The organism is Janthinobacterium sp. GMG2, from assembly GCF_033949445.1.
Taxonomy (GTDB): Bacteria; Pseudomonadota; Gammaproteobacteria; order Burkholderiales; family Burkholderiaceae_D; genus Janthinobacterium; species Janthinobacterium aestuarii.
The window spans coordinates 1,127,565-1,153,148 of the sequence record NZ_JAXAWA010000001.1; the positions used below are offsets into that span (position 1 = coordinate 1,127,565).

25 protein-coding genes are annotated in these 25,584 nt (G+C 61.4%); 17 read left to right on the forward strand and 8 right to left on the reverse strand.

Features of this window, described 5'->3' with window-relative positions; genetic code table 11:
• The first annotated feature begins 22 nt into the window (after positions 1-22).
• A complete protein-coding gene (locus SKZ59_RS05065) occupies positions 23-496 on the forward strand; it encodes a GNAT family N-acetyltransferase (protein WP_319990986.1) in 474 nt (157 codons plus the stop codon).
• Positions 497-573: 77 nt separating this feature from the next.
• Here the strand turns inward: SKZ59_RS05065 and SKZ59_RS05070 are convergent, their stop codons facing one another.
• Positions 574-1,983, reverse strand: coding sequence for an FAD-binding oxidoreductase (locus SKZ59_RS05070; RefSeq protein ID WP_128142272.1), 1,410 nt, complete (start codon positions 1,981-1,983; stop codon positions 574-576).
• A gap of 183 nt (positions 1,984-2,166) precedes the next feature.
• Between SKZ59_RS05070 and SKZ59_RS05075 the strand changes: the two genes are divergently transcribed.
• The 5 genes from SKZ59_RS05075 (at position 2,167) to SKZ59_RS05095 (ending at position 7,460) form a co-directional block, all read left to right on the forward strand.
• Positions 2,167-3,078: a ChaN family lipoprotein gene (locus SKZ59_RS05075; protein ID WP_319990987.1), complete on the forward strand. Its 912-nt coding sequence runs from the start codon at positions 2,167-2,169 to the stop codon at positions 3,076-3,078.
• Positions 3,079-3,219: 141 nt separating this feature from the next.
• Positions 3,220-3,966: a tonB-system energizer ExbB gene (exbB, locus tag SKZ59_RS05080; protein ID WP_319990988.1), complete on the forward strand. Its 747-nt coding sequence runs from the start codon at positions 3,220-3,222 to the stop codon at positions 3,964-3,966.
• 3 nt (positions 3,967-3,969) lie between these two features.
• The gene (gene exbD / locus SKZ59_RS05085) at positions 3,970-4,395 is read left to right on the forward strand and encodes a TonB system transport protein ExbD (protein WP_219327589.1); all 426 of its coding nucleotides are present in this window, start codon (positions 3,970-3,972) and stop codon (positions 4,393-4,395) included.
• On the forward strand, positions 4,392-5,171 hold the full coding sequence (locus SKZ59_RS05090) for a TonB family protein (RefSeq protein ID WP_319990989.1): 780 nt from the start codon (positions 4,392-4,394) through the stop codon (positions 5,169-5,171). The genes exbD and SKZ59_RS05090 overlap by 4 nt, the downstream gene beginning before the upstream one ends.
• A 30-nt stretch (positions 5,172-5,201) precedes the next feature.
• Positions 5,202-7,460, forward strand: a complete 2,259-nt coding sequence (locus SKZ59_RS05095) for a TonB-dependent receptor domain-containing protein (RefSeq protein WP_319990990.1) — start codon at positions 5,202-5,204, stop codon at positions 7,458-7,460.
• Positions 7,461-7,550: 90 nt separating this feature from the next.
• On the opposite strand, the gene SKZ59_RS05100 is transcribed toward SKZ59_RS05095, so the two are convergent.
• Positions 7,551-7,958 carry a PRC-barrel domain-containing protein gene (locus tag SKZ59_RS05100; RefSeq protein ID WP_034750714.1) on the reverse strand — a complete coding sequence of 136 codons (408 nt, stop codon included), beginning with the start codon at positions 7,956-7,958 and terminating at the stop codon, positions 7,551-7,553.
• A 246-nt stretch (positions 7,959-8,204) separates the two neighbouring features.
• Between SKZ59_RS05100 and SKZ59_RS05105 the strand changes: the two genes are divergently transcribed.
• From SKZ59_RS05105 to ftsB, 3 genes are all read left to right on the forward strand, one after another.
• Entirely contained in the window at positions 8,205-9,857 is a 1,653-nt protein-coding gene (locus SKZ59_RS05105) for a CTP synthase (protein WP_319990991.1), read from the forward strand.
• 141 nt (positions 9,858-9,998) lie between these two features.
• On the forward strand, positions 9,999-11,282 hold the full coding sequence (gene eno / locus SKZ59_RS05110; RefSeq protein ID WP_034750709.1) for a phosphopyruvate hydratase: 1,284 nt from the start codon (positions 9,999-10,001) through the stop codon (positions 11,280-11,282).
• Between the two features lie 61 nt (positions 11,283-11,343).
• The gene (ftsB, locus tag SKZ59_RS05115) at positions 11,344-11,667 is read left to right on the forward strand and encodes a cell division protein FtsB (RefSeq protein ID WP_034750706.1); all 324 of its coding nucleotides are present in this window, start codon (positions 11,344-11,346) and stop codon (positions 11,665-11,667) included.
• Between the two features lie 230 nt (positions 11,668-11,897).
• Here the strand turns inward: ftsB and SKZ59_RS05120 are convergent, their stop codons facing one another.
• The 5 genes from SKZ59_RS05120 to SKZ59_RS05140 all read right to left on the reverse strand — a co-directional run bounded on the left by SKZ59_RS05120 (position 11,898) and on the right by SKZ59_RS05140 (position 17,508).
• Complete coding sequence (locus tag SKZ59_RS05120) at positions 11,898-12,173, reverse strand: hypothetical protein (protein ID WP_319990992.1); 276 nt, start codon at positions 12,171-12,173, stop codon at positions 11,898-11,900.
• A gap of 152 nt (positions 12,174-12,325) precedes the next feature.
• The gene (locus SKZ59_RS05125) at positions 12,326-13,456 is read right to left on the reverse strand and encodes a glycerophosphodiester phosphodiesterase (protein WP_319990993.1); all 1,131 of its coding nucleotides are present in this window, start codon (positions 13,454-13,456) and stop codon (positions 12,326-12,328) included.
• Positions 13,456-15,858 (reverse strand): TonB-dependent receptor, encoded by a 2,403-nt coding sequence (locus tag SKZ59_RS05130; protein ID WP_319990994.1) that lies wholly within the window; start codon positions 15,856-15,858, stop codon positions 13,456-13,458. Before SKZ59_RS05130 ends, SKZ59_RS05125 begins: the two co-directional genes overlap by 1 nt.
• A 140-nt stretch (positions 15,859-15,998) precedes the next feature.
• Entirely contained in the window at positions 15,999-16,979 is a 981-nt protein-coding gene (hslO, locus tag SKZ59_RS05135) for an Hsp33 family molecular chaperone HslO (RefSeq protein WP_070303508.1), read from the reverse strand.
• A gap of 4 nt (positions 16,980-16,983) precedes the next feature.
• Positions 16,984-17,508, reverse strand: a complete 525-nt coding sequence (locus SKZ59_RS05140; protein ID WP_070303509.1) for a gamma carbonic anhydrase family protein — start codon at positions 17,506-17,508, stop codon at positions 16,984-16,986.
• A 206-nt stretch (positions 17,509-17,714) separates the two neighbouring features.
• On the opposite strand from SKZ59_RS05140, the gene SKZ59_RS05145 reads away from it, so the two are divergent.
• The 8 genes from SKZ59_RS05145 to bamC all read left to right on the forward strand — a co-directional run bounded on the left by SKZ59_RS05145 (position 17,715) and on the right by bamC (position 24,770).
• Positions 17,715-18,590, forward strand: coding sequence for an alpha/beta hydrolase (locus SKZ59_RS05145; RefSeq protein ID WP_319990995.1), 876 nt, complete (start codon positions 17,715-17,717; stop codon positions 18,588-18,590).
• A 90-nt stretch (positions 18,591-18,680) separates the two neighbouring features.
• Positions 18,681-19,514, forward strand: a complete 834-nt coding sequence (locus SKZ59_RS05150; protein ID WP_128142282.1) for a 3',5'-nucleoside bisphosphate phosphatase — start codon at positions 18,681-18,683, stop codon at positions 19,512-19,514.
• An 84-nt stretch (positions 19,515-19,598) separates the two neighbouring features.
• The gene (htpX, locus tag SKZ59_RS05155; protein WP_070303511.1) at positions 19,599-20,483 is read left to right on the forward strand and encodes a protease HtpX; all 885 of its coding nucleotides are present in this window, start codon (positions 19,599-19,601) and stop codon (positions 20,481-20,483) included.
• 38 nt (positions 20,484-20,521) lie between these two features.
• Positions 20,522-21,145 (forward strand): L-threonylcarbamoyladenylate synthase, encoded by a 624-nt coding sequence (locus SKZ59_RS05160; RefSeq protein ID WP_070303512.1) that lies wholly within the window; start codon positions 20,522-20,524, stop codon positions 21,143-21,145.
• A 94-nt stretch (positions 21,146-21,239) separates the two neighbouring features.
• Positions 21,240-21,917, forward strand: a complete 678-nt coding sequence (locus tag SKZ59_RS05165; protein ID WP_034750684.1) for a site-2 protease family protein — start codon at positions 21,240-21,242, stop codon at positions 21,915-21,917.
• A 42-nt stretch (positions 21,918-21,959) separates the two neighbouring features.
• Entirely contained in the window at positions 21,960-22,532 is a 573-nt protein-coding gene (locus SKZ59_RS05170; RefSeq protein WP_319990996.1) for a class I SAM-dependent methyltransferase, read from the forward strand.
• Positions 22,533-22,616: 84 nt separating this feature from the next.
• Positions 22,617-23,495, forward strand: a complete 879-nt coding sequence (gene dapA / locus SKZ59_RS05175) for a 4-hydroxy-tetrahydrodipicolinate synthase (protein WP_319990997.1) — start codon at positions 22,617-22,619, stop codon at positions 23,493-23,495.
• A gap of 81 nt (positions 23,496-23,576) precedes the next feature.
• Positions 23,577-24,770, forward strand: a complete 1,194-nt coding sequence (gene bamC, locus SKZ59_RS05180) for an outer membrane protein assembly factor BamC (RefSeq protein ID WP_034750677.1) — start codon at positions 23,577-23,579, stop codon at positions 24,768-24,770.
• Between the two features lie 281 nt (positions 24,771-25,051).
• Here the strand turns inward: bamC and SKZ59_RS05185 are convergent, their stop codons facing one another.
• Positions 25,052-25,306: a hypothetical protein gene (locus tag SKZ59_RS05185; protein ID WP_034783358.1), complete on the reverse strand. Its 255-nt coding sequence runs from the start codon at positions 25,304-25,306 to the stop codon at positions 25,052-25,054.
• Positions 25,307-25,584 lie beyond the last annotated feature (278 nt).

Genomic DNA, 25,584 nt, shown 5'->3' on the forward strand with positions numbered 1-25,584 from the left:
CAAGGCATGGCATTATTTAAGAATGACAACATTACCCGAACCGACACTGCGTCCCGCCCTCGTCGCCGACGCGCCCGCCATCGTTGCCCTGATCGACGACCTGATGCCCTTTTTGACCCTGCATCCGGATGGCACGGGGGCGGAAAAATTCATCGAACACTGCCGCCAGCCAGCCATCGAAGGCTATCTGTCACAGTCGCGCTACGCGTATCAGCTCGCGCATATCGGCGGCGAGCTGGCCGGCGTCGTGGCCATGCGCGACAACACGCATCTGTTCCACATGTTCGTGCCGCGCGCCCTGCACCGGCGCGGCATGGCGCGCCGTTTGTGGCAGGCAGCCCGCGATGCGTCGCTGGCCAGGGGCGATGTGACGGCCTTTACCGTCAACTCCTCGCTGTATGCCTTGCCCCTGTACACGAGCCTGGGCTTTGTCGCCACGGGGCCGAAGGTGGAAGAGGGCGGCATCGCCTTCGTGCCGATGCGCATGGAATTGTAAAAATCACCCCAACGACAAGGACTGGGGGCGTACCCTCAGGGTACGACCCCGGCATTTGCTTTTTGGGTTGGTATTGATTACCAGCGCACGATCTTCCCCGGGTTCATGATGTTCTTCGGATCCAGCGCATGTTTCAAGGCGCGCATGGTGTCGATGGCGCCTACACCATGTTCTTCCACGAGGAACGCCATCTTGTGCATGCCCACGCCGTGCTCGCCCGTGCACGTGCCATCCATGCCGATGGCGCGCGTGACCATGTCGCTGTTGACCTTTTCCGCGCGCGCGATGTCGGCCGGATCGTCCGGGTCGACCAGCATCTGCACGTGGAAATTGCCGTCGCCCACGTGGCCGATGATGGCGTAGACGAGGCCCTGTGCTTCGCAATCGGCCTTGGTGGCGAGGATGCATTCGGCCAGGCGCGAAATCGGCACGCAGCAATCGGTGGAAATGGCGCGGCTGCCGGGGCGCATCTGCAGCAGGGCGAAATACGCGTTGTGGCGCGCGGCCCATAGGCGCGAGCGGTCTTCGGGGCGGCTGGCCCATTCGAAATCGCTGGCGCCGTGTTCGGCCGTGATGGCTTGCACCAGCTGCGCCTGCTCGGCCACGCTGGCCGGCGTGCCGTGGAATTCAAACAGCAGCAGCGGCTTTTGCGGCAGCGCCATCTTGTCGTAGGCATTGATGGCTTTGACGCCATTTTCATCGAGAAACTCGACCCGCGCCACAGGAATACCCATCTGGATGGTCTGGATCACGGCGCTGACGGCTTCGCCCGTGCCGGGGAACGAACACACGGCCGCCGAGATCGCTTCCGGCAGCGGATACAGTTTCACCGTCACTTCCGTGATGATGCCCAACGTCCCTTCGCTGCCGACGAACAAGCGCGTCAGGTCGTAGCCGGCCGACGATTTTTTCGCCCTCGTTCCCGTCTTGATGATGCGGCCATCGGCCGTCACCACGGTCAGGGCCAGCACGTTTTCGCGCATGGTGCCGTAGCGTACGGCGTTCGTGCCCGAGGCGCGCGTGGCCGCCATGCCGCCCAGCGACGCATTGGCGCCCGGGTCGATGGGGAAGAACAGGCCCGTGTCGCGGATTTCCTCGTTCAGCTGCTTGCGCGTCACGCCCGCCTGTACGGTGGCCGTCAAGTCTTCACCATGCACGGCGACCATCTGATTCATTTGCGACAGATCAATCGTCACGCCGCCATGCAGGGCCAGCACGTGGCCTTCGAGCGAGGTGCCGCTGCCGTAGGCGATGATGGGCACGTCGTGCGCGCTGCACAGCTTGACGGCGGCCGCCACTTCCTCGGTGGAATGGGCGAAGATGACGGCGTCCGGCAGCATGGGGGGATAGCTCGACTCGTCGCGGCCATGGTGTTCGCGCATGGCTTGCGTCATGGAAAAGCGGTCGGCAAAGATCAGGGAAAGTACGGCAGCAAGAGAGTCTGGCAGCGGTTTTTTCAGTACCGCCAACTGGTCAGTTTGATTCACGCAAGTCCTCCGTTTTTTTTATTCTACCCCGCACCTGGAGATTTCACCGAAGCACCATTTTTGCCAGTTGTAAAAAATTCCGCATGATGCGCCGCGCAGTGGTTGTAAATGAGAATCATTTCTATTAAAATGCCCGCCAGTAGTTATTTTGCAATGCGTGCTTCAACCCGAAAGGCCATGCCCATGAGATTCCCCCTGTCCCTCGCCGCCGTCCTGCCCGCCTGCGTGCTGGCCCTGAGCGCCTGCGGCAGCGTCACGCCCGTCACCGGCGCCACCGCCGTTGCGCCTGCCGCTGCGCAAGACGTGCGCCAGCTGGGCGAGATCGTCGACCTGCGCAGCGGCAAGCGCGTGACTGCCGAGCAATTGCTGGCCCAGCTGGCCGCCGCGCCGCGTGTCATCGTGGGCGAGCAGCATGACCAGCTCAGCCACCACCAGATCGAGCAATGGCTGTTGCAGCAGTTGCAGGGCCAGCGTCCGCAAGGCAGTGTGTTGCTGGAAATGCTGAACCCGGACCAGCAAGCCAAGGTGGACAAGGTCAAGCCATGGCTGCAGACGGACCCCGTCGTGCGCCCCGAACACGTGGCCGAACTGCTGGCCTGGCAGCCGAACTGGAAGTGGGCGCAATATGGCGACCTGGTGATGACGGTGATGCGCGCGCCGTATCCCGTCTGGTCGGCCAACCTGGACCGCAGCGAGATCAAGCAAATGTTTATCGACAAGCCGGCCGTGCAGGGCAAGCATTCGAACCTGGCCAACGATGGCAAGGTGCATGACAAATTGAAAGACATCATCCGCGTCATGCACGACAACCAGATCGACGAGCCGCGCCTGGCCGCCATGCTGTCGGTGCAGCAGCAGCGCGACCGCCGCATGGCCGAACGCCTGCTGGCCGCACCCGCGCCCGCCGTGCTGATCGCCGGCGCCTACCACGCGCACAAGGACCTGGGCGTGCCGCTGCACGTGCAGGACTTGACGGGCGGCCCCGCGCCGCTGGTGCTGGTCCTGGCGCAGCAGGGCGCGGCAGTCCAGGCGCCGCAGGCCGATTTCGTCTGGTTCACGCCGGTTGTTACGCCCGCCGTCTCCAGCGCCAAGTAAGCCTTAGCACCTCCGCCGGGCGTTCAGCCCGGCATTCTCCCCCAGCAAGCTTCTTCGCAGCAGCCAGGTAGTTCGTCCGATTTTTTTGCATGCGCGTGCGCGCCGTTGGCGCAGCCATGCCTGTTACCTGTTGAAGCTTCCATGCGTATCTCCTGTCTCAAAGCCGCTACCTGCGGCGTATTGCTGTCCCTGTTGCATGCCACCGCGCAAGCGTCCACCTTGCCGCACGATATGTCGCCGCTGGGCATGTTTTTCGCTGCCGACCAGGTCGTCAAAAGCGTGCTCATCGGCTTGCTGGTCGCCGCGCTGGCCACCTGGGTGGTCTTGCTGGTGAAGGGCGCCAGTTTGCTGCAAGCCCGGCGCGAAGCGTCGCAAGCCGTCGCCGTGCTGAAGACGGCGACCTCCTTGCCGGACGCGGCGGCAAAGAGCGGGGCGTCCGTGCTGGTGCAACAGCTGCTCGGCGATGTGCAGCAGGAATTGAAGCTGTCGCACGCCAGTGCGCCGGCGGCGGCCCTGAAGGAGCGGGCCGGCTTTCGCCAGGAACAGTGGATTGCGCAGCAGGTACGCAGCATGACGCAAGGTATCGGTCTGCTCGCCAGCATCGGCGCCGTGGCGCCGTTCGTCGGCCTGTTCGGTACCGTGTGGGGCATCATGAACAGTTTCATCGGCATCGCCGTCAGCCAGAACACGAATTTGGCGACAGTCGCGCCCGGCATTGCGGAAGCCTTGCTGGCCACCGCCCTGGGCCTGGTGGCGGCGATTCCCGCCGTCGTCATCTATAACGTCTTGAGCCGGGGCATCAACCAGTACAAGGCGCAGCTGCGCGCCGCTTCCGCGCAAGTGCTGCTGATGCTGAGCCGCGACCTCGACACGCGCAAGCAGGCCTGAGCCATGGCTTCCCTGTTCCCTACGCCGGACGACGATACGGCCGACATGCCGGAATTGAGCGAGATCAATGTCACCCCCTTCATCGACGTGATGCTGGTGCTGTTGATCATCTTCATGGTGGTCTCGCCGCTGGCCACCGTCGACCTGAAAATCGACTTGCCGGCTGCCACGGCCAAGCCGGAACCGCGTCCCGACAAGCCCCTGTTCGTTTCCCTGAAAGCCGACCGCAGCGTGTACCTGGGCGAGGCACCCGTGGCGCGCGAGCAATTGGGCAGCCTGCTCGACGCGCAGACGGGCGGCGACCGCCAGCGCACGCTGTTTTTCCAGGCCGACAAGCAAGCGGCCTATGAAGACGTGCTGGGCGTGATGGATGCCTTGCGCCAGGCCGGTTATCTGAAAGTGGGCCTGGTCGGCCGGGAGGGCGGGTGAATCCGCGTCCGATATTGAGCTGGGGCGTCGCCACGTCGCTGGTGGTGGCCGCCGTGCTGGCGCTGCTGCTGTGGGCCGGCTGGCGGCGCGACAGCGTCGCGCCCACGCAGCCGCCCGCCAGCGTGATGGTGGTGTTTGCCGCGCAAGCGATGTCGCCGGAGACGCAACAGGCGGCAGCGGCAGGGGCGCGCCAGTCGGCGGCGTCCAGCGCCGCCCAACCCAAAAAGAGCACGGCTAGGCAAGAGGCGCTGCCCGTGCAGGCGCGCGCCGCCGCGCCGGAGATTGTCGCTGCGGAAAAAGAGGCGAAGGCGGAAGCGACCCTGTCGACGGAGCCGGGCAAGGATGCCGCGAAGGAAGCGTCATTACCCGCGCAAGCCAGCAGCAGCGCCACGCCGGCGCCGGCCGCCGTGCGCGGTCCGCAGGCGGCGCCATTCGATAGCGATATGCCGTCGACCAATGCCGCGCCCGCCAGCTGGCAAAGCCGCGTGCTCGGCCACCTGGCCCATTTCAAACGCTATCCGGGCGACGCGCGCCAGCGCAAGCGGGCCGGCGCCGCCTGGGTGCGTTTCCAGGTGGACCGCGACGGCAAGCTGCTGGCCAGCGAACTGGTCACCTCATCGGGCACGGTGCTGCTCGACCGCGAAGCGCTGCAAGTGCTGCAGCGCGCGCAACCGCTGCCGGCGCCGCCCGACAACGTCCTGCACCAGGGCACGGTGACAGTGACCTTGCCCGTGTCGTTCAAGCTCGACGCCGAGAGCGGCCACGGCACCAGCTGAATTTTCAATCACATAAGAAATCGAGGGTGTATGCATATCAAGACAATGACGCAGGCCGTGGGCATCTGCATGGCTTTGCTCGCGCAGCAGGGATGGGCGCAACAGGCACAAGAGAGTGGCAAGGTCGTGTTTTCACCGCTGAACGTATCGGGCGAGGCTGTGTCGGCGGAACAGCAGGCGCTGGAAAAACCGGGCGCCGTCAGTGCGCGCGGCGCCGATACGCGCTTGCAGCCGGTCGACCAGATACTGCGCGGCATGCCGGGCACGTTTACCCAGATCGATCCCGCGCAGGGCGCCGTCAGCGTCAATATCCGCGGTCTGTCCGGCTTTGGCCGGGTCAACACCATGGTCGATGGCGTGACGCAGAATTACTATGGCAGCGCACCGTCGGAAGTGGCGCATGGTAGCGTGCCCAGCAGCCAATTCGGCGCCCTGATCGACCCGAATTTCATCATCGGCGTGGACGTGTCGCGCGGTAATGTCGTCGGTGGCGACGGCGTCAATGCGCTGGGCGGCAGCGCCAACTTCCGCACCATCGGCGTCGATGACGTGGTGTTTACGGGCGAGAAGGTGGGCGCGCGCACGAAGATGTCCGCCGGTAACAATGGCGTGGGGCGCAGCGCCATGCTGGCCGTGGCCATGAAAAACCCTGCTTTCGATGGCGGCAGCGTCGGCTTCATGGCGGCCACGAGCGCGAGCGTGATCGGCAACAACTACAAGAATGGCAAGGGCACGGATAGCGAGGAATTCGGCTTCGGCTACAACCGTTTCTATCAACAAAAGCCGAAGTCGCAATTGCTCAAGCTGGACCTCAAACTGAGCGATTTCCATGCGCTGGAACTGTCGGCGCGCGATTACCGCAATACGTTCACGCGCCGCGATATCCGGAGCAATGACTACTATGTGAAATATCACTACACGCCGTTTTCGGAATTGATCGACCTGAATGTGACGGCCAGCAGCAGCCGCGGCAAGCAGAAATACATGCCGGAAGCCTTGATCAATTTCGTCAACACGAGCACGGCCAACCGCGCCGATGCCTTTGACATCAACAACACGAGCAGTTTCAAGCTGGCGGGCGGCGATGCGCTGGTGACCGTGGGCGGCAAGCTGATGCGCAATCAATACAGCAAGCACGTGGAAAGCCTTGTCGACGATCCCGACAATCCGGATGCCAACCGGCAGTCGATTGAAAACAATACCTTTGGCCCGGCCGGCAAGCAAAAGATCGACAGCCTGTATGCGGGCCTGCAATACAACCGCGGCATCTATCAGGTCAATGCCGGGCTCAATTACACGCGTTTCGAATTGACGGGCTACAAGCCGGCCTGCGACGAACGCGTGAAATGTTTCCCGCAAGGGGCGGCGCATATTGCGCTGAAGGAACACGGGATCAATCCTTCGCTGCTCGTTTCCGCGCAGGTCACGCCATGGTTCCAGCCGTTTGCCAGCGCCGAGCGCACCATGCGCGGGCCGAATCCGCAGGAAGTGTTTTTCTCGAACGATGGCGGGGCCTCGATGAACCCGTTTTTGAAGGGAGAAAAGGCGACGACCTATCAGCTGGGTTTCAACTCCAGCCTGCACGGTTTGCTGAGCGCCAACGATGCGCTGAACTTCAAGGCCTTGTATTTCAAGAGCAAGATCGACGGCTATATCACCAGCCAATCCTTCCTCGTCTGTGACAACGGGCGCAAGTGTAATATGTCGGAAGTGATCGCCACGGACTGGGAGACGGTCGACGAATACGTGACCAATATGTATATCTACATCAACTCGGCCACGCCCGTGCGTACGCGCGGCTGGGAACTGGAAGCGCAATACCAGCTGGGTCCGGCTTTTGCGCGGCTGTCGTACACGCGTGAAAAGACCAGCCAGCCCACCTCGATCGCCAGCGCGTGGTTTGGCGCGTCCGACATCAGCGAGCTGCCCAGCACCTACTACAACCTCGACGTGGGTACGCGCTTGCTGGACAATAAAATGGAGGTGGGCGCCATCATCAAGCACACGGGCTCGAACCGCCGCCTGTCGCCGGACAACGAAGCCGATGAGGTGACGGGGGAAGTGGCGAAGGTGGACAATCCGAAGATCCCGGCCGTGATCGATTTGTATGCGAGCTGGCAAGTGACGAACAACCTGTTCCTGCGTCTGTCCGTGCAGAACGCGATGGACAAGAATTACTCGGAAGCGCTGAACCGGCTGAACTCGATGCCGTCGCAGTCGAACGACAATACGCCGATGAGTACGGCGCGGGGCAGGACGTATGTGGCGGGGCTGGAGTACCGGTTCTAGTTTAAAGCTGGGGTCAGTTCCTTTGGAATCGGCATGCGGTCCATTGGGCCGCATGCCCCCGGCGGGTCTGACCCCAAATGAGGCCAGCTCTTAATACTCGCGCGGCGTCGTTCCATAATAACTGTGGATCGACGTCGCCCAGGCTTGGTCCGCCATGTTCGGCCAGTTATCGGTGTCGAAGCCGGGCGCGTTCTCGATGCGTTCCTTGTCGACGTTGAGGGTGAAGCGCTTGTTGACAGTGTCGAGCAGCAGCGCTTCCCACGGCACGGCGAAGAGCTTTTCGCCGATGGTGAACACACCGCCGTGCGACATGACGGCGTAGGCGATTTTGCCGCTGCGCATGTCGATCATGATTTCCTTGATTTCGCCCAGATGTTCATCCTTGGCGTTGTGCACATGGTCGCCGATCAGGGTGTCTGCACCCATCAGTTCCGGGCCGGGACCTTTGTGGCCGCGGTTGACATACATGCCGTAGGCGTCGCGTTCTTCGTAGCTCATGATGGACCTCCTGTTGAAAATGCCAGTGTGCCGCCAGGGTGCGGCAGGGTCTGTTCGCTCTCCCACACAAAGTATGGAATTGGAAATATTTCAGTTATTGCTAGCTTGCAATTTTGTTGTGCGTAGACAGCAGGAGGGGGAGGGATAGTCGGTATTTGGCGCAAATTTCCGCGCGCGGGAGGCGACGCAGGCGGGCTTTAGTGTATAATTTCAATTTCCCGCACGTGCCGTTCGGCACCATCTGCAATGACCAAATTTGTCTTCGTCACTGGTGGCGTTGTGTCTTCCCTTGGAAAAGGGATTGCCGCCGCCTCCCTCGCCGCGATCCTCGAATCGCGCGGCCTTAAAGTCACCATGCTCAAGCTCGACCCGTATATCAACGTCGATCCTGGCACGATGAGCCCTATGCAACACGGTGAAGTATTCGTCACCGACGACGGGGCCGAAACCGACCTCGACCTCGGTCACTACGAGCGCTTCATTTCCACCCGCATGAAAAAGGTGAATAACTTCACCACTGGCCAGATCTATGAATCGGTGATCCGCAAGGAACGCCGGGGCGAATATCTGGGCAAGACCGTGCAGGTGATTCCGCATATCACCAATGAAATCCAGGATTACATCCGCCGTGGCGCCGAAGGCTACGACGTGGCCCTGTGCGAAATCGGCGGCACCGTCGGCGATATCGAATCGTTGCCATTCCTGGAAGCGGCGCGTCAGCTGAGCCTGCGTGCCGGCCGCAAGAACACGGCCTTCGTCCACCTGACCCTGGTGCCTTACATCGCCTCGGCCGGTGAACTGAAAACCAAGCCGACCCAGCACTCGGTGCAAAAGCTGCGCGAAATCGGCATCTTGCCAAACGCGCTGCTGTGCCGCGCCGACCGCGCCATCCCGGAAGACGAGCGCGCGAAAATCTCGCTGTTCTCGAACATCGAGGAAGACGCCGTCATTTCCGTGTGGGACGTTGACACCATCTACAAGGTGCCGCAAATGCTGCACGACCAGGGCCTCGACAAGATCATCTGCGATGCGCTGGACCTCGACCCCGCACCGGCCGACCTGTCGATCTGGAGCAAGCTGATCTACACGATGGAACACCCGAAGGCGGAAGTCACCGTCGGCATGGTCGGCAAGTATGTCGAGCTGACCGAGTCGTACAAGTCGCTGATCGAAGCGCTGCGCCACGCCGGCATCCACACGGAAAGCCGCGTCAACATCGAGTACATCGATTCGGAAGAAATCGAAACGACCGGCTGCGACGGCCTGGGCAAGTACGACGCCATCCTGGTACCGGGCGGCTTCGGCAAGCGCGGCGTGGAAGGCAAGATCAAGGCGGCCCAGTTCGCCCGTGAAAACAAGATCCCTTACCTGGGCATCTGCCTGGGCATGCAAGTGGCCTTGATCGAATACGCGCGCAACAAGGCAGACATGCCGAACGCGAATTCGACCGAGTTCGACCTTGATACGGATCAACCTGTCGTTGCACTGATCAATGAGTGGCAAAACCACGATGGTAAAGTCGAGTTGCGCGATGAAAACTCGGACCTGGGCGGTACCATGCGCCTGGGCGCGCAGACCTGCGCCGTCAATCCGGGCACCCTCGCCGCCGAGATCTACGGCAGCGTGGTGACCGAGCGTCACCGTCATCGCTACGAAGCCAATAATCACTACCTGGCCCGTGTCGAAGCGGCTGGCCTGATCGTTTCGGCCCGTACGCCGAGCGAAGATTTGTGCGAAATCATGGAATTGCCACGCACGGGTGAAAATGCCCACCCATGGTATATGGGCGTGCAATACCATCCCGAGTTCAAGTCGACGCCACGCACCGGCCATCCGTTGTTTACCTCGTTCATCAAGGCAGCGCTGGCGCACAAAGAAGCCAACGCCGCTGCTGAATAACGCGGTCGATCGCGACAGTATTACCCGTAAGACAGCTCCCGGCCTGATGGTTCCCGCCGGGAGTTTCTTTGCCCCCTTTGTGCAATTGCGCATCAGAACGCAGTGTGCAGCCCCCTGTTACGCTTAACTTTGGAGAATGACATGAGTGCTATTGTTGATATTATCGGTCGCGAAATCCTGGACTCGCGCGGTAACCCGACCGTCGAATGCGATGTGTTGCTGGAATCGGGCGTGATGGGCCGTGCGGCCGTACCGTCGGGTGCCTCGACCGGTTCGCGCGAAGCCGTGGAATTGCGCGATGGCGACGCCAAGCGCTACTTCGGCAAGGGCGTGCTGCAAGCATGCGAAAACATCAATACCGAAATCTCCGAAGCCATCATGGGCCTGGACGCCAATGAACAGGCTTTCCTCGACCGTACCCTGATCGACCTGGACGGCACGGAAAACAAATCGCGTCTGGGCGCCAACGCCATCCTGGCCGTCTCCATGGCCGTCGCCAAGGCTGCCGCCGAAGAAGCGGGCTTGCCGCTGTACCGCTATTTCGGCGGCTCGGGCGCCATGCAGATGCCAGTGCCGATGATGAACGTCATCAACGGCGGCGCACACGCCGACAACAACCTGGACATCCAGGAATTCATGATCATTCCCGTGGGCGCCCCGTCGTTCAAGGAAGCCGTCCGCTACGGCGCGGAAGTGTTCCACACGCTGAAAAAGATCCTGCACAAGAAGGGCCTGAACACCAACGTCGGCGACGAAGGCGGTTTCGCGCCATCCTTGGCCAACCATGAAGAAGCCATCAAGCTGATCATCCAGGCCATCGAAGAAGCGGGCTACGAGCCAGGCACGCAGATCGCCATCGGCCTCGACTGCGCCGCGTCCGAGTTCTACAAGAACGGCAAGTACGAAATGGAAGGCGAAGGCCTGAGCCTGACGGCCACCGAGTTCACCAACCTGCTGGCGACCTGGTGCGACAAGTACCCGATCATCTCGATCGAAGACGCGATGCACGAAGGCGATTGGGACGGCTGGGCGATCCTGACGGCGGAACTGGGCAAGAAAGTGCAACTGGTCGGCGACGATCTGTATGTCACCAACACCAAGATCCTGAAAGAAGGCATCTCGAAAGGCATCGCCAACTCGATCCTGATCAAGATCAACCAGATCGGTACCCTGACGGAAACGTTCGCCGCCATCGAAATGGCCAAGCGCGCCGGCTACACGGCCGTCATTTCGCACCGCTCGGGCGAAACTGAAGACTCGACCATCGCCGATATCGCCGTTGCCACGAACGCCCTGCAGATCAAGACCGGCTCGATGTCGCGTTCGGACCGCATGGCCAAGTACAACCAGCTGCTGCGTATCGAGGAAGACCTGGGCGACATCGCCAGCTACCCTGGCCGCGATGCGTTCTATAATCTGAAGTAAGCTGATGTAAAACCCACTGGCCGGCCGGAGATATCCGGCCGGTTTGTTAACCGACTACCCCATGCGCCTGATTACGCTCGCCCTGGCAGCCCTGCTGCTGCTGATCCAATTTCCCCTCTGGCTGGGTAAAGGCGGCTGGCTGCGCGTTGCCGACATGGAAGCCCAAGTGGCAGTGGCGAATAAAAAGAATGTGGAATTGAAGGCGCGAAACGCCAAGCTCGAATCCGAAGTGCGCGACCTGAAAGATGGTACGGGCGCCGTCGAGGAGCGTGCCCGCTATGAGCTGGGCATGGTCAAACAGAATGAGATTTTCGTGCAGATCGTGCGCAAGGGACAAACCCCGCCACTGCAGGAAACGCCGGTGGACGCTGCCGCGCCGCACTGAGTACTTCCCACTTGCCAGCCTGGACCGATTGCCAGGCTGACATATCACAGCTTTATTGCTACCTGGTACTTCTTACTTTCTACTGCTATGCACGACTGTCTTGCTGTTTGCTGATCAGAAACGGGCCTTGCCGGTCGAGATCAGGTAGAAATGGATGCCGGTAACGACGACGGCTACGGCGATCAGTGCGGTTTCGAGAATCATCATATAAAAATCCTTTCAGTATTGAGTTAGCCGCGCGAGGCGAGGAAGCGCAACTCAGAAGCCAGATTCGGCATCAGGTTTTCGTAACGTGCCGCTTCCGAGTTCAGCAGGGCGATGTCACGCTTGCTTGGGCGCACATAGCGCTCTTCATTGGCGACGCTGCTGGCGATGACTTCCTTCTGTGCCAAGTCGCTGTACGGCTTGGAAGCGAGCAGGGCGCCCAGGAAGGCGCGCGTTGCACGGCCCAGGTTGCTGAAATAGTTGACGTTGTCGTTGCTGTAGGTGTTGGTAAAAGTGGACATATGCCCTCCATGAATGGTCTGTTGTTGCATTGCACAATAATGGAGTTCGCGATATATGTCTAATTCCAAATTCCAATTTCAGAAATTCAAGAAACGAATAATAAGGGCGTAGCCGCCGGCCACGCCCTGAAAAAGAATTTGTTACGAAATGTTTATCCGGCGGCGATGCGTCCCAAACCCGGATCGTCGCTGAAAAAGCCGTCCAGCCCCGTCTCGATATAGCGCCGCATTTCCGCCACGGAACCCGCTTCGTTGCGCGCATTCTCGCCATTGCCATCGCGGAAATCGGCCGCCAGGAAACGGTTTTCCGGACGGAAGGTCCACGTGTGCAGCAACAAGCCCGCCTGGTGCGCATCGTCGACGATGGCAGTGGGCTTGGCCAGGCGCTGGTCGGCGCCCAACGCGATGATTGCTCGCGTGGGCGGCGCCACCACGTCCGCGTAGGCGGCGATGTCGCGCAGGCCGGCCGGCGTCGTCATCTGCCCGAACGTCAGCTTGCCGCCCGCCTTGGCCACGTCCGTCGGGCGGATATCGCCGCCCACCACCAGTTGCATCAGGCGCACGTTGGCGCGCCGTCCCAGTTTTTCGCGCAAGTATTTCAAATTTGCCACTTCGAAGGACTGGATTTCGATCGGTGCGCGGCGCGTGTATTCGTGCGCCAGCATGGTCGACAGGAAACGGTCTTCCAGCGCCAGGCCCGCATCGCGGAAGTAGGTCGAGCTTTTCAGCTCGGGCACGAGGCCGATGATGCGTCCGCTGGCAGCCGATTGCGCTGCAACAAAATCGATGATTTCTTCCCAGGTCGGGATGTGGAATTGTCCATCGTACAAGGTGTTGCCGGTACGTACTTTCGGCAGCCGTTCGATGGCGCGCAGGGTTTTCAGTTCGGCCAGCGTAAAGTCGTCGACGAACCAGCCTTCGTGCCATTCGCCGTCGACCATCTTCTTGCCGCGCCGACTGGCGAACTCGGGACGGCGCGCCACGTCGGTGGTGTCGACCAGATTGCTTTCGTGGCGCGCCACGAGGATGCCGTCGCGCGTGGCGACCAGGTCCGGCTCGACGTAGTCGGCGCCGTCGAGGATGGCCTTGGCGTACGACGCCAGCGTGTGCTCGGGACGCAGGGCGCTGGCGCCCCGGTGGGCGAACACGAGCGGACGGGCAGGTGGCGTGGCCAGCAGGCCGGCCGCAAAGCCGGGCGCGGCGGCCAGCGCCAGGCCGCTGGCGGCCGCCCGGATGAAGCTGCGGCGCGAAAAATGCCGTTGCGGCAAGATTTGCGTACGCATCAGAAGTCCGCCGTCAAGGTGAGGAAGCCCTGACGCGGGGCGATCGGGAAAGTGTTGTACGTCTTGTCGGCCGCGCCGACCACCACGTTCAGCGAGCCTTCGCGGTTGGCCAGGTTGCTGACGTTCACTCTCCAGCGCGGGTTTTTCAGCCAGCTGGCCATGGCCGGCAGCTTGCCCGACACGCCCAGGCCCATCAGGAAATAGCTGGGCACGGACAAATCGTTGGTGTACGTCGCGTAGCGCTTGCCCACATAGTCTCCCGTCAGCTGCACTTCGATATCGCCAAACGTTGCGGAAGCCACGAACTTGTTCAGCCATTCCGGCGAGCCGGGCACGTTCTTGCCAGCAGTCAGGACCAGCGCGGCGCCATTGTTGTAATTGTCCGCGTACTGCGAACGGTTGTACGACAGGGCATTGTAGAACGAAAAATTGTTGCCGAAGTGAACAGTGCCGGCGATATCGATGCCGTCCGTGCGTACGCTGCCCACGTTGGCCAGCACGGGATTGCCGCCGATGATAGAGGAAATCACGGGGGTCGGGCTGATCTGCAGCAAGCGGTTGCTGAAGTCGACGTGGTAGACGTTGATTTGCCCATCGATGGACGTGATGGCGCCCAGGTTCAATGGATGGCTGCCGCGCACGCCCACTTCATAGGTGAGGGCCGTTTCCGGTTTGGCGTCGCGCTTGAACAAATCAAAAGCGGCCTGGCTCGACAAGCTCCACGGCGAGGCGCCGCCACCGCCATAGGTGACGAACTGGCGCATGTTTTTCTGGATGTTGAAATACAGCTGGTCTTGCGGCGTGAAATCCCAGCGCGCGCCCACTTGCGGCAGGAACCATTTTTTCGTGTTGATGGTGCCGACCGGCAAGGCCGTCGAACCGCCGGCGATGGCGCCCTTGGCCGGCTGCACGGGGAATTGGCCGTCGGCAAACTGCAGGCTGGACTTGAAGCCGGCTTGCAGGGCGATATCGGGGCGGATGCGCCATTCATCCTGCAAGTGCAGCTGCACCACCTTGTTGTCGATCTCGCTGCCGTATTGCGTGATCAAGGGATTGCTCGGGCGGTCATACGGCGACGTCGGGTTGTTGACGTCCAGCGCATACCAGCGGCGGTAGGCGGACGAGCGGTTCTGTTCCAGCCACAGGCCCGCTTCGAGCTGGTGATTGCCGATTTCCTTGCGAAGTGTGGAAATGAAGCCGCCGCGCTTGATGTCGTATTCCGTCGTGCGCACGGCGTAGCCCGAGTTGCCGAAGACTTCCTTCAGGTTCTGCTTCGGGTAGTAGACGCTGAACAGGCCCGGCAAGCCGGCCACGCCGATGGGGCCTGCCACCACGCCAGCGCCATCATCCTTGTGGTAATACACCTGGTTCGACCAGGTCATGCCTTCGGACAAGTTGGCGTCGAACTTGGCGTAGGCCAGGTAATCGGTGCGCTGCGCATCGCTGTAGTAATTGCGGTAATTGTTGCCGTCGGCGGCCGGCGTGGCGCCCGTTGGCGACAGGTAATTGAGGGCCGCCTTGAAGTCCGGATACAGGAAGGGGCGCGTGTACGGCGCGCTCGTCTCGCCGGCCACGTGCACGGTGCTGTCTTCGTTCGGCTCGATCTTGTCCGAGTAATTGAAGAACAGGGTCAGCTTGCCTGCCTCGCTGCGGTTGACGTACTTGGCATTGAACTGGTCGCCGCCCTGGCGCGCATCGAAGTCCCAGGCCCGCGCTTCGTGGTGCAGTATGGAAAAGTAGGCGCTGCTGCCGTCGCCGAAGGCGCCCGTGTCGTAGCGGGCAAACGTGCGCGAGGTGCGGTGGCTGCCCACGGTTTGCTGCAGGCTGGCGCCCTGCGTGGCCAGCGGGTCGCTGGAATAGGTTTCGATGGTGCCGCCCAGGTTGCTGGTCGAGGCCGTGGCCAGGTCGCCCGCACCCGACGACAGCACGACGCTGCGCACGTTTTCGCTGATCACGGCGCGCTGCGGCGACAGGCCGTTATAGTTGCCATACTGCTGGTCACCCAGCGGCACGCCATCCATGGTGTAGCCCAGTTGTTGGCCGGAAAAGCCATGCACGAACAGCGACAGGTTTTGTTCGTTGTTGCCCCACGGATCGGCTGTCTGGAAACTAACACCCGGCAAGGTTTGCAAGGCTTTCAGGGGATTCGTGCCGGGCAGGATCTTCTGGATTTCATTCTTGCTCAGGGCGACGGAAGAGCGCGTCTTGCGCGAGGAAATTTCCACGGTGGCCATCGGTGCGCCGTCATCAGCGGCGGCGGCCATGTCGGTAGTGGCCGAAGCCACGGCGGCGGCGACGGCCGTTTGCGCCAGGGCAGGCAAACTCAAGCCTGCGGCGCAAGCGCCCAGCAACACGTGGAAGGAATGGCGGCGCAGGGCCAGCGTCAAGTGGGTGGTCATCATCAGCCTGTGGAAAGTATTGGAAGTAATACAAGCTGCGCAGCGTAACGGCGGCGCGTGACGGGCTGATGACGAACTGATGACGGGAAGATGACAGCAGAAACAAAGGCGCCGCCTGAAGGGCGGCGCGGGGAGTATTACAATTAGTTAATGCTGGCTGCGGGTGGTATGAGCACCTCTGCCGGCGCATCCGTGACGAACAGCTGCGCGCAATCGACCTTGTCGAACTCGTAGTGCTGGCCGCAGAAATCGCAGTTCACGCCCACTTGTCCCACTTCTTCCAGGGTGCTGTTGACTTCTTCCTCGCCCAGCATCTTGAGCATATTGCCGACTTTTTCGCGCGTGCAGCTGCAATGGAAGCTCGGGTGCAGCGGGTCGAAGACGCGGATCGTTTCTTCCCAGAACAAACGCTGCATCAGGGTCTCGATGTCCGTCGACAGGATTTCCGCCTCTTTCAGGGTCGAGGCCAGCATCACGGCGCGGTTCCACGTGTCGAGCGCATCTTCTTCCGACACGGGCGTCGCTTCGGCCTTGCCGCCATGGTGGGGCAGCTTTTGCAGCAGCAGGCCGCGCGAGACGGTGTCGTCCGTGGCCAGCCACAGACGCGTGTCGAGCTGTTCCGAGCGCAACATGTAGTTTTCGATCACGGTCGCCATATCGTCGCCGTCCAGCGGCACGATGCCCTGGTACGGTTGCTGGCCCGGTACCTTGTCGGCCGGGTCCAGGGTAATGATGAAGCGGCCCTTGCCCGTGGCGTTGAGCAATTGCGGCACGGTGGCCACGTCGGCGATGATGGCGTCCGGGTCGAGCTTGGCCGTGGCGCGCAGGCGCAGGTCGGAGTCGCACTCGACCACCATCAGGCGCACGGGGCCGTCACCATGGATTTGCATGATGATGGAGCCGTTGAATTTCAGGTTGGCCGACAGCAGGGCGGCGGCTGCCACCATTTCGCCCAGCACTTTTTTCACGGCCGTCGGATAGGCGTGGCGCGACACCACTTCCTGCCAGGTGTGGGACACGTCGATGAACTGGCCGCGCACGGCGGCGTTGTCGAAAATAAATTTTTGCAGGGTATCCTGGCCGGTAGCGGCTGCGCTGACGGCGCCCGTGGTTTCAGTCGTCATTCTTTTATCCAATCTTCTTGAGTTGCGTATTAAATAGCTGGCCGCGCTGTACATAGTTCACGGCGTTGCCTTGTAACCTGGTGATATCGTCTGCCATCAGGGCCCGCACGGCTTTTGCCGGTGAGCCGAGGATCAGCATATTGTCGGGAAATTCCTTGCCTTCCGTGACCAGCGCGCCCGCGCCGACCAGGCAGTTCTTGCCGATCTTCGCGCCATTCAGGATCACGGCCTGGATGCCGATCAGGGCGCCATCGCCGATCGTGCAGCCATGCAACATTGCCTGGTGGCCGATGGTCACGTTCTGGCCGATGTCGAGCGGGTAGCCCGGGTCCGTGTGCAGCACGGCGCCTTCCTGCACGTTGCTGTTGACGCCCACGGTGATGCGTTCGTTGTCGCCGCGAATCGTGGCGCCAAACCATACGGACGTATTCGCTTCCAGGGTCACTTTGCCGATCACGTTGGCCGTGTCGGCAACAAAAGCGGAAGCATCAATCTGCGGCGCATCGGCGCCCAATTGGTAGAGTGTCATCGTTAGCCTGTGGCGGTGGTGGAAGCGCCGGGCGCGGCCGGACGCGGAAGTTTTGCGCTATTTTACGCTGTTGCAGGGCAAGTCCGAGCGCCGACCGCCAATCCGGTATAATTATCGAACGGTCGTACTTTTATGTCCGCACTATCTACAGACACAGCATGTGGCGCCATTCGCGCCACTTTCAAGGCAGGCATGCGATGAAACCCATGAAACTTTCCCGTTCCGAATTCATCAACATCCGCGGCGCCCGCACGCACGTGCGCCACTGGGGCCGCGAAGGGGCGCCCATCCTGTTCATGGTGCACGGCTGGATGGACGTGGCCGCCTCGTTCCAGTTCGTCGTCGACGAGCTGGCCGGCGACTGGCACGTGATCGCGCCCGACTGGCGCGGCTTTGGCCTCAGCGACTACACGCAATCGGACACCTACTGGTTCCCCGACTACCTGGCCGACCTGGACGCCATGCTGCTGCATTACTCGCCGGACGCACCCGTCAATCTGCTGGGCCACAGCATGGGCGCCAACGTGGCCGGCCTGTACGCGGGCGTGCGGCCCGAGCGCATCAGCCGCTTCATCAACCTGGAAGGCTTCGGCATGATGGCAACAAAACCGGAGCAGGCGCCGGGCCGCTACGCCAAGTGGCTCGATGAATTGCGCGAGCCGCCCGCCATGCGCAGCTATTCCACGCAAAAGGCCGTGGCCGAACGCCTGCAAAAGACCAATCCGCGCCTGCTGGACGAGCGCGCGGCGTTTCTGGCCGAACACTGGTCGGCGCAGAACGAGGCGGGCGAGTGGGACATTATGGGCGACCCGCAGCACAAGCGGGTCAATCCCATCCTGTACCAGGTGGACGAAGTGATGGCGTGCTGGCGCCGCATCACGGCGCCCGTGCTGTGGGTCGAGGCCGATGACACGAATATGTGGCAATGGATGGGGCCCAAGGAACAGGCGCGCATAGAAATCGACCGGCGTTTGGCCTGCATCAAGGATGTGCGCTGCGAGATGATGGCGGATGCGGGCCACATGCTGCATCATGATCAACCGGCGGCACTGGCGCGTCTCGTGGAAGCCTTTTTGGCCTGATGTGTGTTGGGAACGCCGCAGCGCGATTTGACAAGCAGCGTACAATGAAAACTTCTTCCATGCTGAGCCCGTGCAGGGTATTGTTTTCACATGCTTAAAGTCGACCTGCATTGTCATTCGAATATCTCCGACGGCGTGCTCGCGCCGGCCGCCGTGGCCGCGTACGCACGCAAGGCCGGCGTCGACGTGTGGGCGCTGACGGACCACGATGAGGTGTCCGGTGTTGCCGCCGCGCGCGCGGCCGCGCTGGACCTGGGCATGCGTTTCGTGGCCGGCGTGGAAATTTCCATCACGTGGGCCGGCGAAACCGTGCACATCGTGGGCTTGCAAGTCGATGAAAACAATCCCGGTCTCGTGCAGGGCTTGCATCAGACGCGCTCGGGGCGCGACGCGCGCGGCCGCGAGATTGCCCGCCAGCTGGACCTGGCCGGCATCCCCGATGCCTATGAAGGGGCCTTGAAATTCGTCGGCAACCCGGACCTGATGTCGCGCACGCATTTTGCCCGCTACATCGTGGAAATGGGGAAATGCGCGAACATCCCCGACGTGTTCAAGAAATACCTGTCGGAAGGCAAGCCTGGCTACGTCGAGCACCGCTGGGCGACCCTGGCCGAGGCGGTGGGCTGGATACGCGGCGCGGGCGGCGTGGCCGTCATCGCCCATCCGGGCCGCTACCGCTTCAGCGACATGGCGCAAGGTGTGCTGTTCGATGAATTCAAGCAGCTCGGCGGCGTGGCCATCGAAGTCGTCACGGGCAGCCACAGTCCGGACCAGTATCCCGAATACGCGCAACTGGCCAACGCCTACGGCTTCCTCGCTTCGCGCGGCACGGATTTCCATGCGCCGGGCGAATCGCGCGTGGATTTTGCCAAGTTGCCTCCGCTGCCATCGAATGTAACCCCGATCTGGCACGACTGGTTCTAGGGCGCGGCTGGCCTGCGCGGGCTTGAAAAGTCGCGGCTGCACACTTATCTTTTAGCTATTCTTGTTTTTCCGGAGCCAACGCCCATGAAACGTATCGTCCTTTTTATCGCAACCAACCTGGCCGTGATGCTGGTGCTGTCGCTCGTGCTCAGTTTGCTGGGCGTGGGCAATCCGGCGCGTGGCAGTACCTTGAACCTGGGTAGCCTGCTGGTGTTTTCGCTGGTGGTGGGCTTCACGGGATCGATCTTTTCCCTGTTGATCAGCAAACCGATGGCCAAGTGGAGCACGGGCGCGCGCGTGATCGACAACCCGACGTCGTCGACGGAATTGTGGCTGGTCAATACCGTGCGCGCGCTGTCCGAGCGGGCCGGCATCGGCATGCCGGAGGTGGCCGTGTACGAAGGCGACGCGAATGCGTTCGCCACGGGCGCTTTTAAAAATTCGGCGCTGGTGGCTGTCTCGACCGGCTTGTTGCAAAGCATGAACCGCGATGAAGTCGAAGCCGTGCTGGGCCACGAGATCGCCCACGTCGCGAATGGCGACATGGTGACCTTGACCCTGATCCAGGGCGTGGTGAATACCTTTGTCGTCTTCATGGCGCGCGTCGTGGGTTTCTTTGTCGACAATGTGCTGCTGAAAAATAACAACCGCGAAGGTGGCGGACGCGGCATCGGCTATTTCGTCACCGTGATGGTGTGCGAAGTGATCTTCGGCTTGCTCGCGTCCATCATCGTTGCCTGGTTCTCGCGCCAGCGCGAATTCCGCGCCGATGCCGGTTCGGCCAAGCTGCTGGGCAGCCCCACGCCGATGATGCATGCGCTGGCCCGCCTGGGCGGCGTGCCGCCGGGTGAACTGCCGCAATCGATGCAGGCGCTGGGCATCAGCGGCGGCAATGGCGGCTGGGGCGCGCTGTTCGCCACCCATCCGCCGATCGAGCAACGCATCGCCGCGCTACGCGGCGTACAATAATGCTAACTTAACAAGCTGGTTCGCCAGAACGCTTACACATGAGTCAATTTTTCCAGATTCACCCCGACAATCCGCAATTGCGCCTGATCAAGCAGGCTGCGCAGATCATCCAGTCCGGCGGCGTCGTGGCCCTGCCCACGGATTCCTGCTATGCGCTCGTATGCCAGCTCGACGACAAGGGCGCCGTCGAGCGCCTGCGCCGCATCCGTGGTGTGGATGAAAAGCACCATCTCACCTTGCTGTGCCGCGACTTGAGCGAGCTGGGCGTGTATGCCCGCGTCGACAACCGCCAGTTCCGCCTGCTCAAGGCGGCCACGCCGGGCGCCTATACCTTCATCCTGGAAGCGACGAAGGAAGTGCCGCGCCGCCTCAGCCACCCGTCGCGCAAGACCATCGGCCTGCGTGTGCCGCAGCACCGCATCGTGCAATGCCTGCTGGAAGAGCTGGGCCAGCCCCTGCTGGGCGCGACCTTGACCTTGCCTGGCGATGAAGAGAGCCTGACGGATGCCGACACCATCCGCGAACGCCTGGAAAAACTGGTCGACCTGATCATTGATGGCGGCGTCTGCGCGCATGGCCCCAGCACCGTGATCGACTTGACGGGACCGGAGGCGGAAGTGGTGCGCGTGGGGCGCGGCGACCCGGCCGTGCTGGGCTTGTAGAGGGGTGTCGCGCGCCTGTTGCCGCGCTGGTCTTCACCTGTTCTTAATGACAACGTAAGAAAGAGGCTGTGGCGCCTCTGGTAGAATCGCGGTCATGAGCGATTTCAATACGATAGTCCAGACCATTGCGGTGTACCTGGTACCGGTGCTGTTTGCCATTTCCCTGCATGAGGCGGCGCATGGCTACGTCGCCCGCTATTTCGGCGACCCCACGGCTTCGAACGAGGGCAGGCTGAGCCTCAATCCCATCCGGCACATCGATCCTTTCGGCACGATCTTGCTGCCTTTGATGCTGTATTTCGCGATCCAGGTACCGTTCGGCTATGCCAAGCCGGTGCCCGTCGATTTCAGCCGCCTGCGCAATCCGAAGAAGCAGATGGCCTGGGTGGCGTTTGCCGGGCCTGGCGCCAATTTCGTCATGGGCCTGGGCTGGATGATCGCCTTTGTCGTGCTCAGCGTTATGCCGCCGACGGAAATGGGCATGTTTTTCCGCAAGATGGCGGGCGCCGGCGTCAGCGTGAATGCGGCCATGTTCGTCTTTAACCTGATTCCCGTGCCGCCGCTCGATGGCGGACGCATCATGACAGGCTTGCTGCCGATGCAACTGGCGCGCCCTTACGCCAGCATCGAGCGCTACAGCCTGTATGTGTTCGGTGCCCTGGTGCTGCTGATGTACACGGGCGTACTGAACCGCGCCTTGCTGGCGGCGATTGAATTTGTCATAGGCATTTTTGTCACCATGGTCACGCCCCTGACGGCCCTGTTGACGTGATACAAGCAACCGGATGGTCGCAAATAATTGATGGAAGTACCGATGCAAGCAATTGAACCAACAGTAGAAACCGAAGCGATTTCCGGCTGGCTGCGCCGCTGGGCGCCGCTGATCCCGGGCGGCGAAGTGCTGGACCTGGCCTGCGGCGCAGGCCGCCACGCGCGCCACCTGGTGAGCCTGGGCCACCCCGTGATCGCGCTCGACCATGATCCGGAAATGCTGGAAAAAGCGGCCGGCACGGGCATCACCACCTCGCTGGTGGATCTGGAAGCGCCGGGCGCCATATGGCCTTTCGCGCCCGGCCGCTTTGCCGGCATCGTCGTCACCAATTATCTGCACCGGCCGTTGCTGGACGCCATGGTCGCCAGCCTGGCGCCCGATGGCGTGCTGCTGTATGAAACGTTTGCCGAGGGCAATGAGCAGTTCGGCAAGCCGTCGAATCCGAAATTCCTGCTGAAGGAAGGCGAAATGCTGACCTGGGCGGTGCAGCAGGGATTGCGTGTGGTAGCGTATGAGGATGGGCGCGTGGAACAGCCAAAAGCTGCTCTGGTGCAACGAATTTGTGCCGTCCGGCCGGATTTTCCACGGTTGGCGGCGCTGCTGCCGACGTTTTGAGCGGCCATACTATGTCAGAATGCACCACAGGCGCGGGCTATCCGCTACAATCGTTGTTTTATTTATCGGCGCTATAAACTTACTATGATCAAGGGCAGCATTGTAGCAATCGTCACCCCGATGCACGCAGACGGCAGTCTGGACTTTCCAGGTCTGCGCAAGCTGATCGACTGGCATATCGCCGAGGGTACGGACGGCATCGTCATCGTTGGCACAACGGGCGAATCGGCAACAGTCAGCGTGGAAGAACACTGCGAACTGATCCAGTTGACCGTCGAACATGCCAAGAGACGTATTCCTATCATCGCCGGCGCCGGAGGCAACTCCACGGCCGAGGCCATCAAACTGACGCGCTACGCGAAAGAAGCGGGTGCCGATGCTGTCTTGCAAGTGGTGCCGTATTACAACCGTCCTACCCAGGAAGGCATGTACCAGCACTTCAAGGCCATCGCCGAAGCCGTCGACATCCCCGTCATCCTGTACAACGTACCGGGCCGTACGGTTGCCGACATGAGCAACGAGACCATCGTGCGCCTGTCCGCCATCCCGAATATCGTCGGCGTGAAAGATGCGACCGGCAATATCGGCCGTGGCATCGACCTGCTGCGTTTGGTTCCAGCGGACTTCGCCGTGTACTCGGGCGACGATCCGACAGCCATGGCGCTGATGTTCTGCGGCGGCCACGGCAATATCTCCGTGACGGCCAACGTCGCGCCGCGCGCCATGCACGAACTGTGCGTCGCGGCCATGGCGGGCGAGCGCGCCACGGCAATCGCCATCAATAACAAGGTTTTCCCTCTGCACCAGAAGCTGTTTGTCGAGCCCAACCCGGTGCCCGTCAAATGGGCGATGGCCGAAATGGGCCTGATGCCTGCCGGCATACGCTTGCCACTGGTGCCGCTGGCTGAAAACTGCCATGCGACCGTGCGCGATGCCTTGCGCGACGCCGGCATCCTGTCTTAAGACCGAACTTCAAGCCCGGACTTGACCAGTCCGGACCTTCCCTGATTCCAGCTGCTACTTAGCTTCTTATCCAGTTACGACATGACTAATTGCAAGAAAAACCAATCGGCGCCTGCCACCATCGCCGTCCGCGGCATCGTCATCGGCGCCATCGCAGCCAGCCTCGCGGGCTGCGGCATGATCAGTTCGGTAGTCGGCGGCGACAAGGTCGACTACAAGTCGGTCAAGAAAGCCGGCACTCTGGACGTGCCGCCTGACCTGACGCAATTGCAGCAGGACAACCGCTACTCGCTGCCGGATGCGAAAAACGGCGTGGCTACGGCTTCCGGCTACAACGCGCAGCGCAACGCCACGGCCGGTACGCCCGTCGTCGTGGGCGCCGACGGCGTGGTCGGTGTCGTGCCGGTCACGGCAGGCGGCGTGAAGGTCGAGCGCGCGGGCAACCAGCGCTGGCTGGTCGTCAAGCAGTCGCCTGAAGTGCTGTGGCCGCAACTGAAACAGTTCTGGGAAGATTCGGGCTTTACCATTGCAGTCGACCAGCCTACGGCTGGCATCATGGAAACCGAGTGGAATGAAAACCGCGCCAAGGTGCCGCAAGACTTTATCCGCAGCACCATCGGCAAGGCCTTCGATTCGCTGTACTCGACCGGTGAAAAAGACAAGTTCCGTACCCGCGTGGAGCGCCTGGCCGATGGCTCGACCGAGATCTACGTCAGCCACCGTGGCGTGGAAGAGGTTGTCACGGGCCGCGACAAGGAAACCACCACCTGGACCGCTCGCCCGAACGATCCGGGCCTGGAAGCGCAATTCCTGGCCAAGCTGATGACGCGCCTGGGCGCGGCCAGCGACGATGCGCAAGCGAAGACGGCTGTCGATGCCGCCATCGTGCAGCCGCAGCACGCCAAGCTGGTCGGCGACGCCGCCACGCCGGCGCGCGCAATCGAAGTCGATGAAGGTTTCGACCGCGCCTGGCGCCGTGTCGGCCTGGCGCTGGACCGCGTTGGCTTCACCGTGGAAGACCGCGACCGCACGCAAGGCACGTATTTCGTGCGTTACGTCGATCCGGACGCGGTCAAGAAAGACGGTTTCTTCTCGAAACTGTTCAGCTGGGGTTCGTCGTCCGACAAGGACAAGGAAGCGCAGCGCTACCGCGTCCTCGTCAAGGCCGGCACGGGCTCGACCAGCCTGGTCAGCATCCTCAGCAACGAAGGCCAGCCAGATACCTCGCCAGTGGCAGAGAAGATCCTGGGCCTGCTGAACGATCAGTTGAAATAAGGTTCACTGAGTGGCGGCGATCAAAAGCTGCCACGCATCATAAAAAAGGCTGGCCCGGTGCAAACCGGGACAGCCTTTTTATTTTGGGTACGCAATAGATGCTTGCGACGCCCAACAAAACCGTAGCGAGCGCCAGTGATTTGTGGCTAAGAAGCGCAGCCGTACTTTAGTACGGTGAGCATCGCAGGCCGCAAAGCGCGGCGCGCAGTAGGTTTGGTTGGGTGTTTACCCAACAAAAAAGCCGGCCCTAAGGCCGGCTTTCTCTAGTGCAGGGTGCTAAATTACTTAGCAGCCGATGCAGCAGCCGAAGCAGCCGAAGCAGCGTCGGTAGCGGCCGAAGCGGCAGCCGAAGCAGCAGCAGCAGCGTCGGTAGCGGCCGAAGCAGCAGCGTCAGCAGCAGCAGCTGGAGCAGCTTCAACTGCTGGTGCTGGTGCTGGGGTTTCAACTACTGGTGCTGGTGCAGGAGCTTCTTCTTTTTTGCTGCAAGCAGCCAGAGCAACAACCATCAGGGAGGCGATCAGCAGGGATTTTTTCATTTGTTTTCCTTAATTATTTCAAAAAATAAATCAACATTGTTGCGATGAATAATTACCGGTAATTATCGCTCGTTAGGTCGTCTTCGAAGGCTTTTCGTACCAGGTGGTGCCTGCCAGACAACGGAAACTTCCTAACCGAATATTATAGCGATTTTTGGTGCGTCGCAATAGGAGCAAGAGGCAAATTCGCAACTATTTTGTGATATCGCAATATTTGCCGAAGCAAATTGCAAGCAAGTGTAAGTGTTTTGCGAAAGCGCGACAAAACGATATAAAAA

Bases quoted from the DNA above. Each gene is read 5' to 3' on its own strand.
- SKZ59_RS05065 (WP_319990986.1), top strand. From the start codon at position 23: ATGACAACATTACCCGAACCGACACTGCGTCCCGCCCTCGTCGCCGAC.
- SKZ59_RS05075 (WP_319990987.1), top strand. From the start codon at position 2,167: ATGAGATTCCCCCTGTCCCTCGCCGCCGTCCTGCCCGCCTGCGTGCTG.
- exbB (WP_319990988.1), top strand. From the start codon at position 3,220: ATGCGTATCTCCTGTCTCAAAGCCGCTACCTGCGGCGTATTGCTGTCC.
- exbD (WP_219327589.1), top strand. From the start codon at position 3,970: ATGGCTTCCCTGTTCCCTACGCCGGACGACGATACGGCCGACATGCCG.
- SKZ59_RS05095 (WP_319990990.1), top strand. From the start codon at position 5,202: ATGCATATCAAGACAATGACGCAGGCCGTGGGCATCTGCATGGCTTTG.
- SKZ59_RS05100 (WP_034750714.1), bottom strand. From the start codon at position 7,958: ATGAGCTACGAAGAACGCGACGCCTACGGCATGTATGTCAACCGCGGC.
- SKZ59_RS05105 (WP_319990991.1), top strand. From the start codon at position 8,205: ATGACCAAATTTGTCTTCGTCACTGGTGGCGTTGTGTCTTCCCTTGGA.
- eno (WP_034750709.1), top strand. From the start codon at position 9,999: ATGAGTGCTATTGTTGATATTATCGGTCGCGAAATCCTGGACTCGCGC.
- ftsB (WP_034750706.1), top strand. From the start codon at position 11,344: ATGCGCCTGATTACGCTCGCCCTGGCAGCCCTGCTGCTGCTGATCCAA.
- SKZ59_RS05120 (WP_319990992.1), bottom strand. From the start codon at position 12,173: ATGTCCACTTTTACCAACACCTACAGCAACGACAACGTCAACTATTTC.
- SKZ59_RS05125 (WP_319990993.1), bottom strand. From the start codon at position 13,456: ATGCGTACGCAAATCTTGCCGCAACGGCATTTTTCGCGCCGCAGCTTC.
- SKZ59_RS05130 (WP_319990994.1), bottom strand. From the start codon at position 15,858: ATGATGACCACCCACTTGACGCTGGCCCTGCGCCGCCATTCCTTCCAC.
- hslO (WP_070303508.1), bottom strand. From the start codon at position 16,979: ATGACGACTGAAACCACGGGCGCCGTCAGCGCAGCCGCTACCGGCCAG.
- SKZ59_RS05140 (WP_070303509.1), bottom strand. From the start codon at position 17,508: ATGACACTCTACCAATTGGGCGCCGATGCGCCGCAGATTGATGCTTCC.
- SKZ59_RS05145 (WP_319990995.1), top strand. From the start codon at position 17,715: ATGAAACTTTCCCGTTCCGAATTCATCAACATCCGCGGCGCCCGCACG.
- SKZ59_RS05150 (WP_128142282.1), top strand. From the start codon at position 18,681: ATGCTTAAAGTCGACCTGCATTGTCATTCGAATATCTCCGACGGCGTG.
- htpX (WP_070303511.1), top strand. From the start codon at position 19,599: ATGAAACGTATCGTCCTTTTTATCGCAACCAACCTGGCCGTGATGCTG.
- SKZ59_RS05160 (WP_070303512.1), top strand. From the start codon at position 20,522: ATGAGTCAATTTTTCCAGATTCACCCCGACAATCCGCAATTGCGCCTG.
- SKZ59_RS05165 (WP_034750684.1), top strand. From the start codon at position 21,240: ATGAGCGATTTCAATACGATAGTCCAGACCATTGCGGTGTACCTGGTA.
- SKZ59_RS05170 (WP_319990996.1), top strand. From the start codon at position 21,960: ATGCAAGCAATTGAACCAACAGTAGAAACCGAAGCGATTTCCGGCTGG.
- dapA (WP_319990997.1), top strand. From the start codon at position 22,617: ATGATCAAGGGCAGCATTGTAGCAATCGTCACCCCGATGCACGCAGAC.
- bamC (WP_034750677.1), top strand. From the start codon at position 23,577: ATGACTAATTGCAAGAAAAACCAATCGGCGCCTGCCACCATCGCCGTC.
- SKZ59_RS05185 (WP_034783358.1), bottom strand. From the start codon at position 25,306: ATGAAAAAATCCCTGCTGATCGCCTCCCTGATGGTTGTTGCTCTGGCT.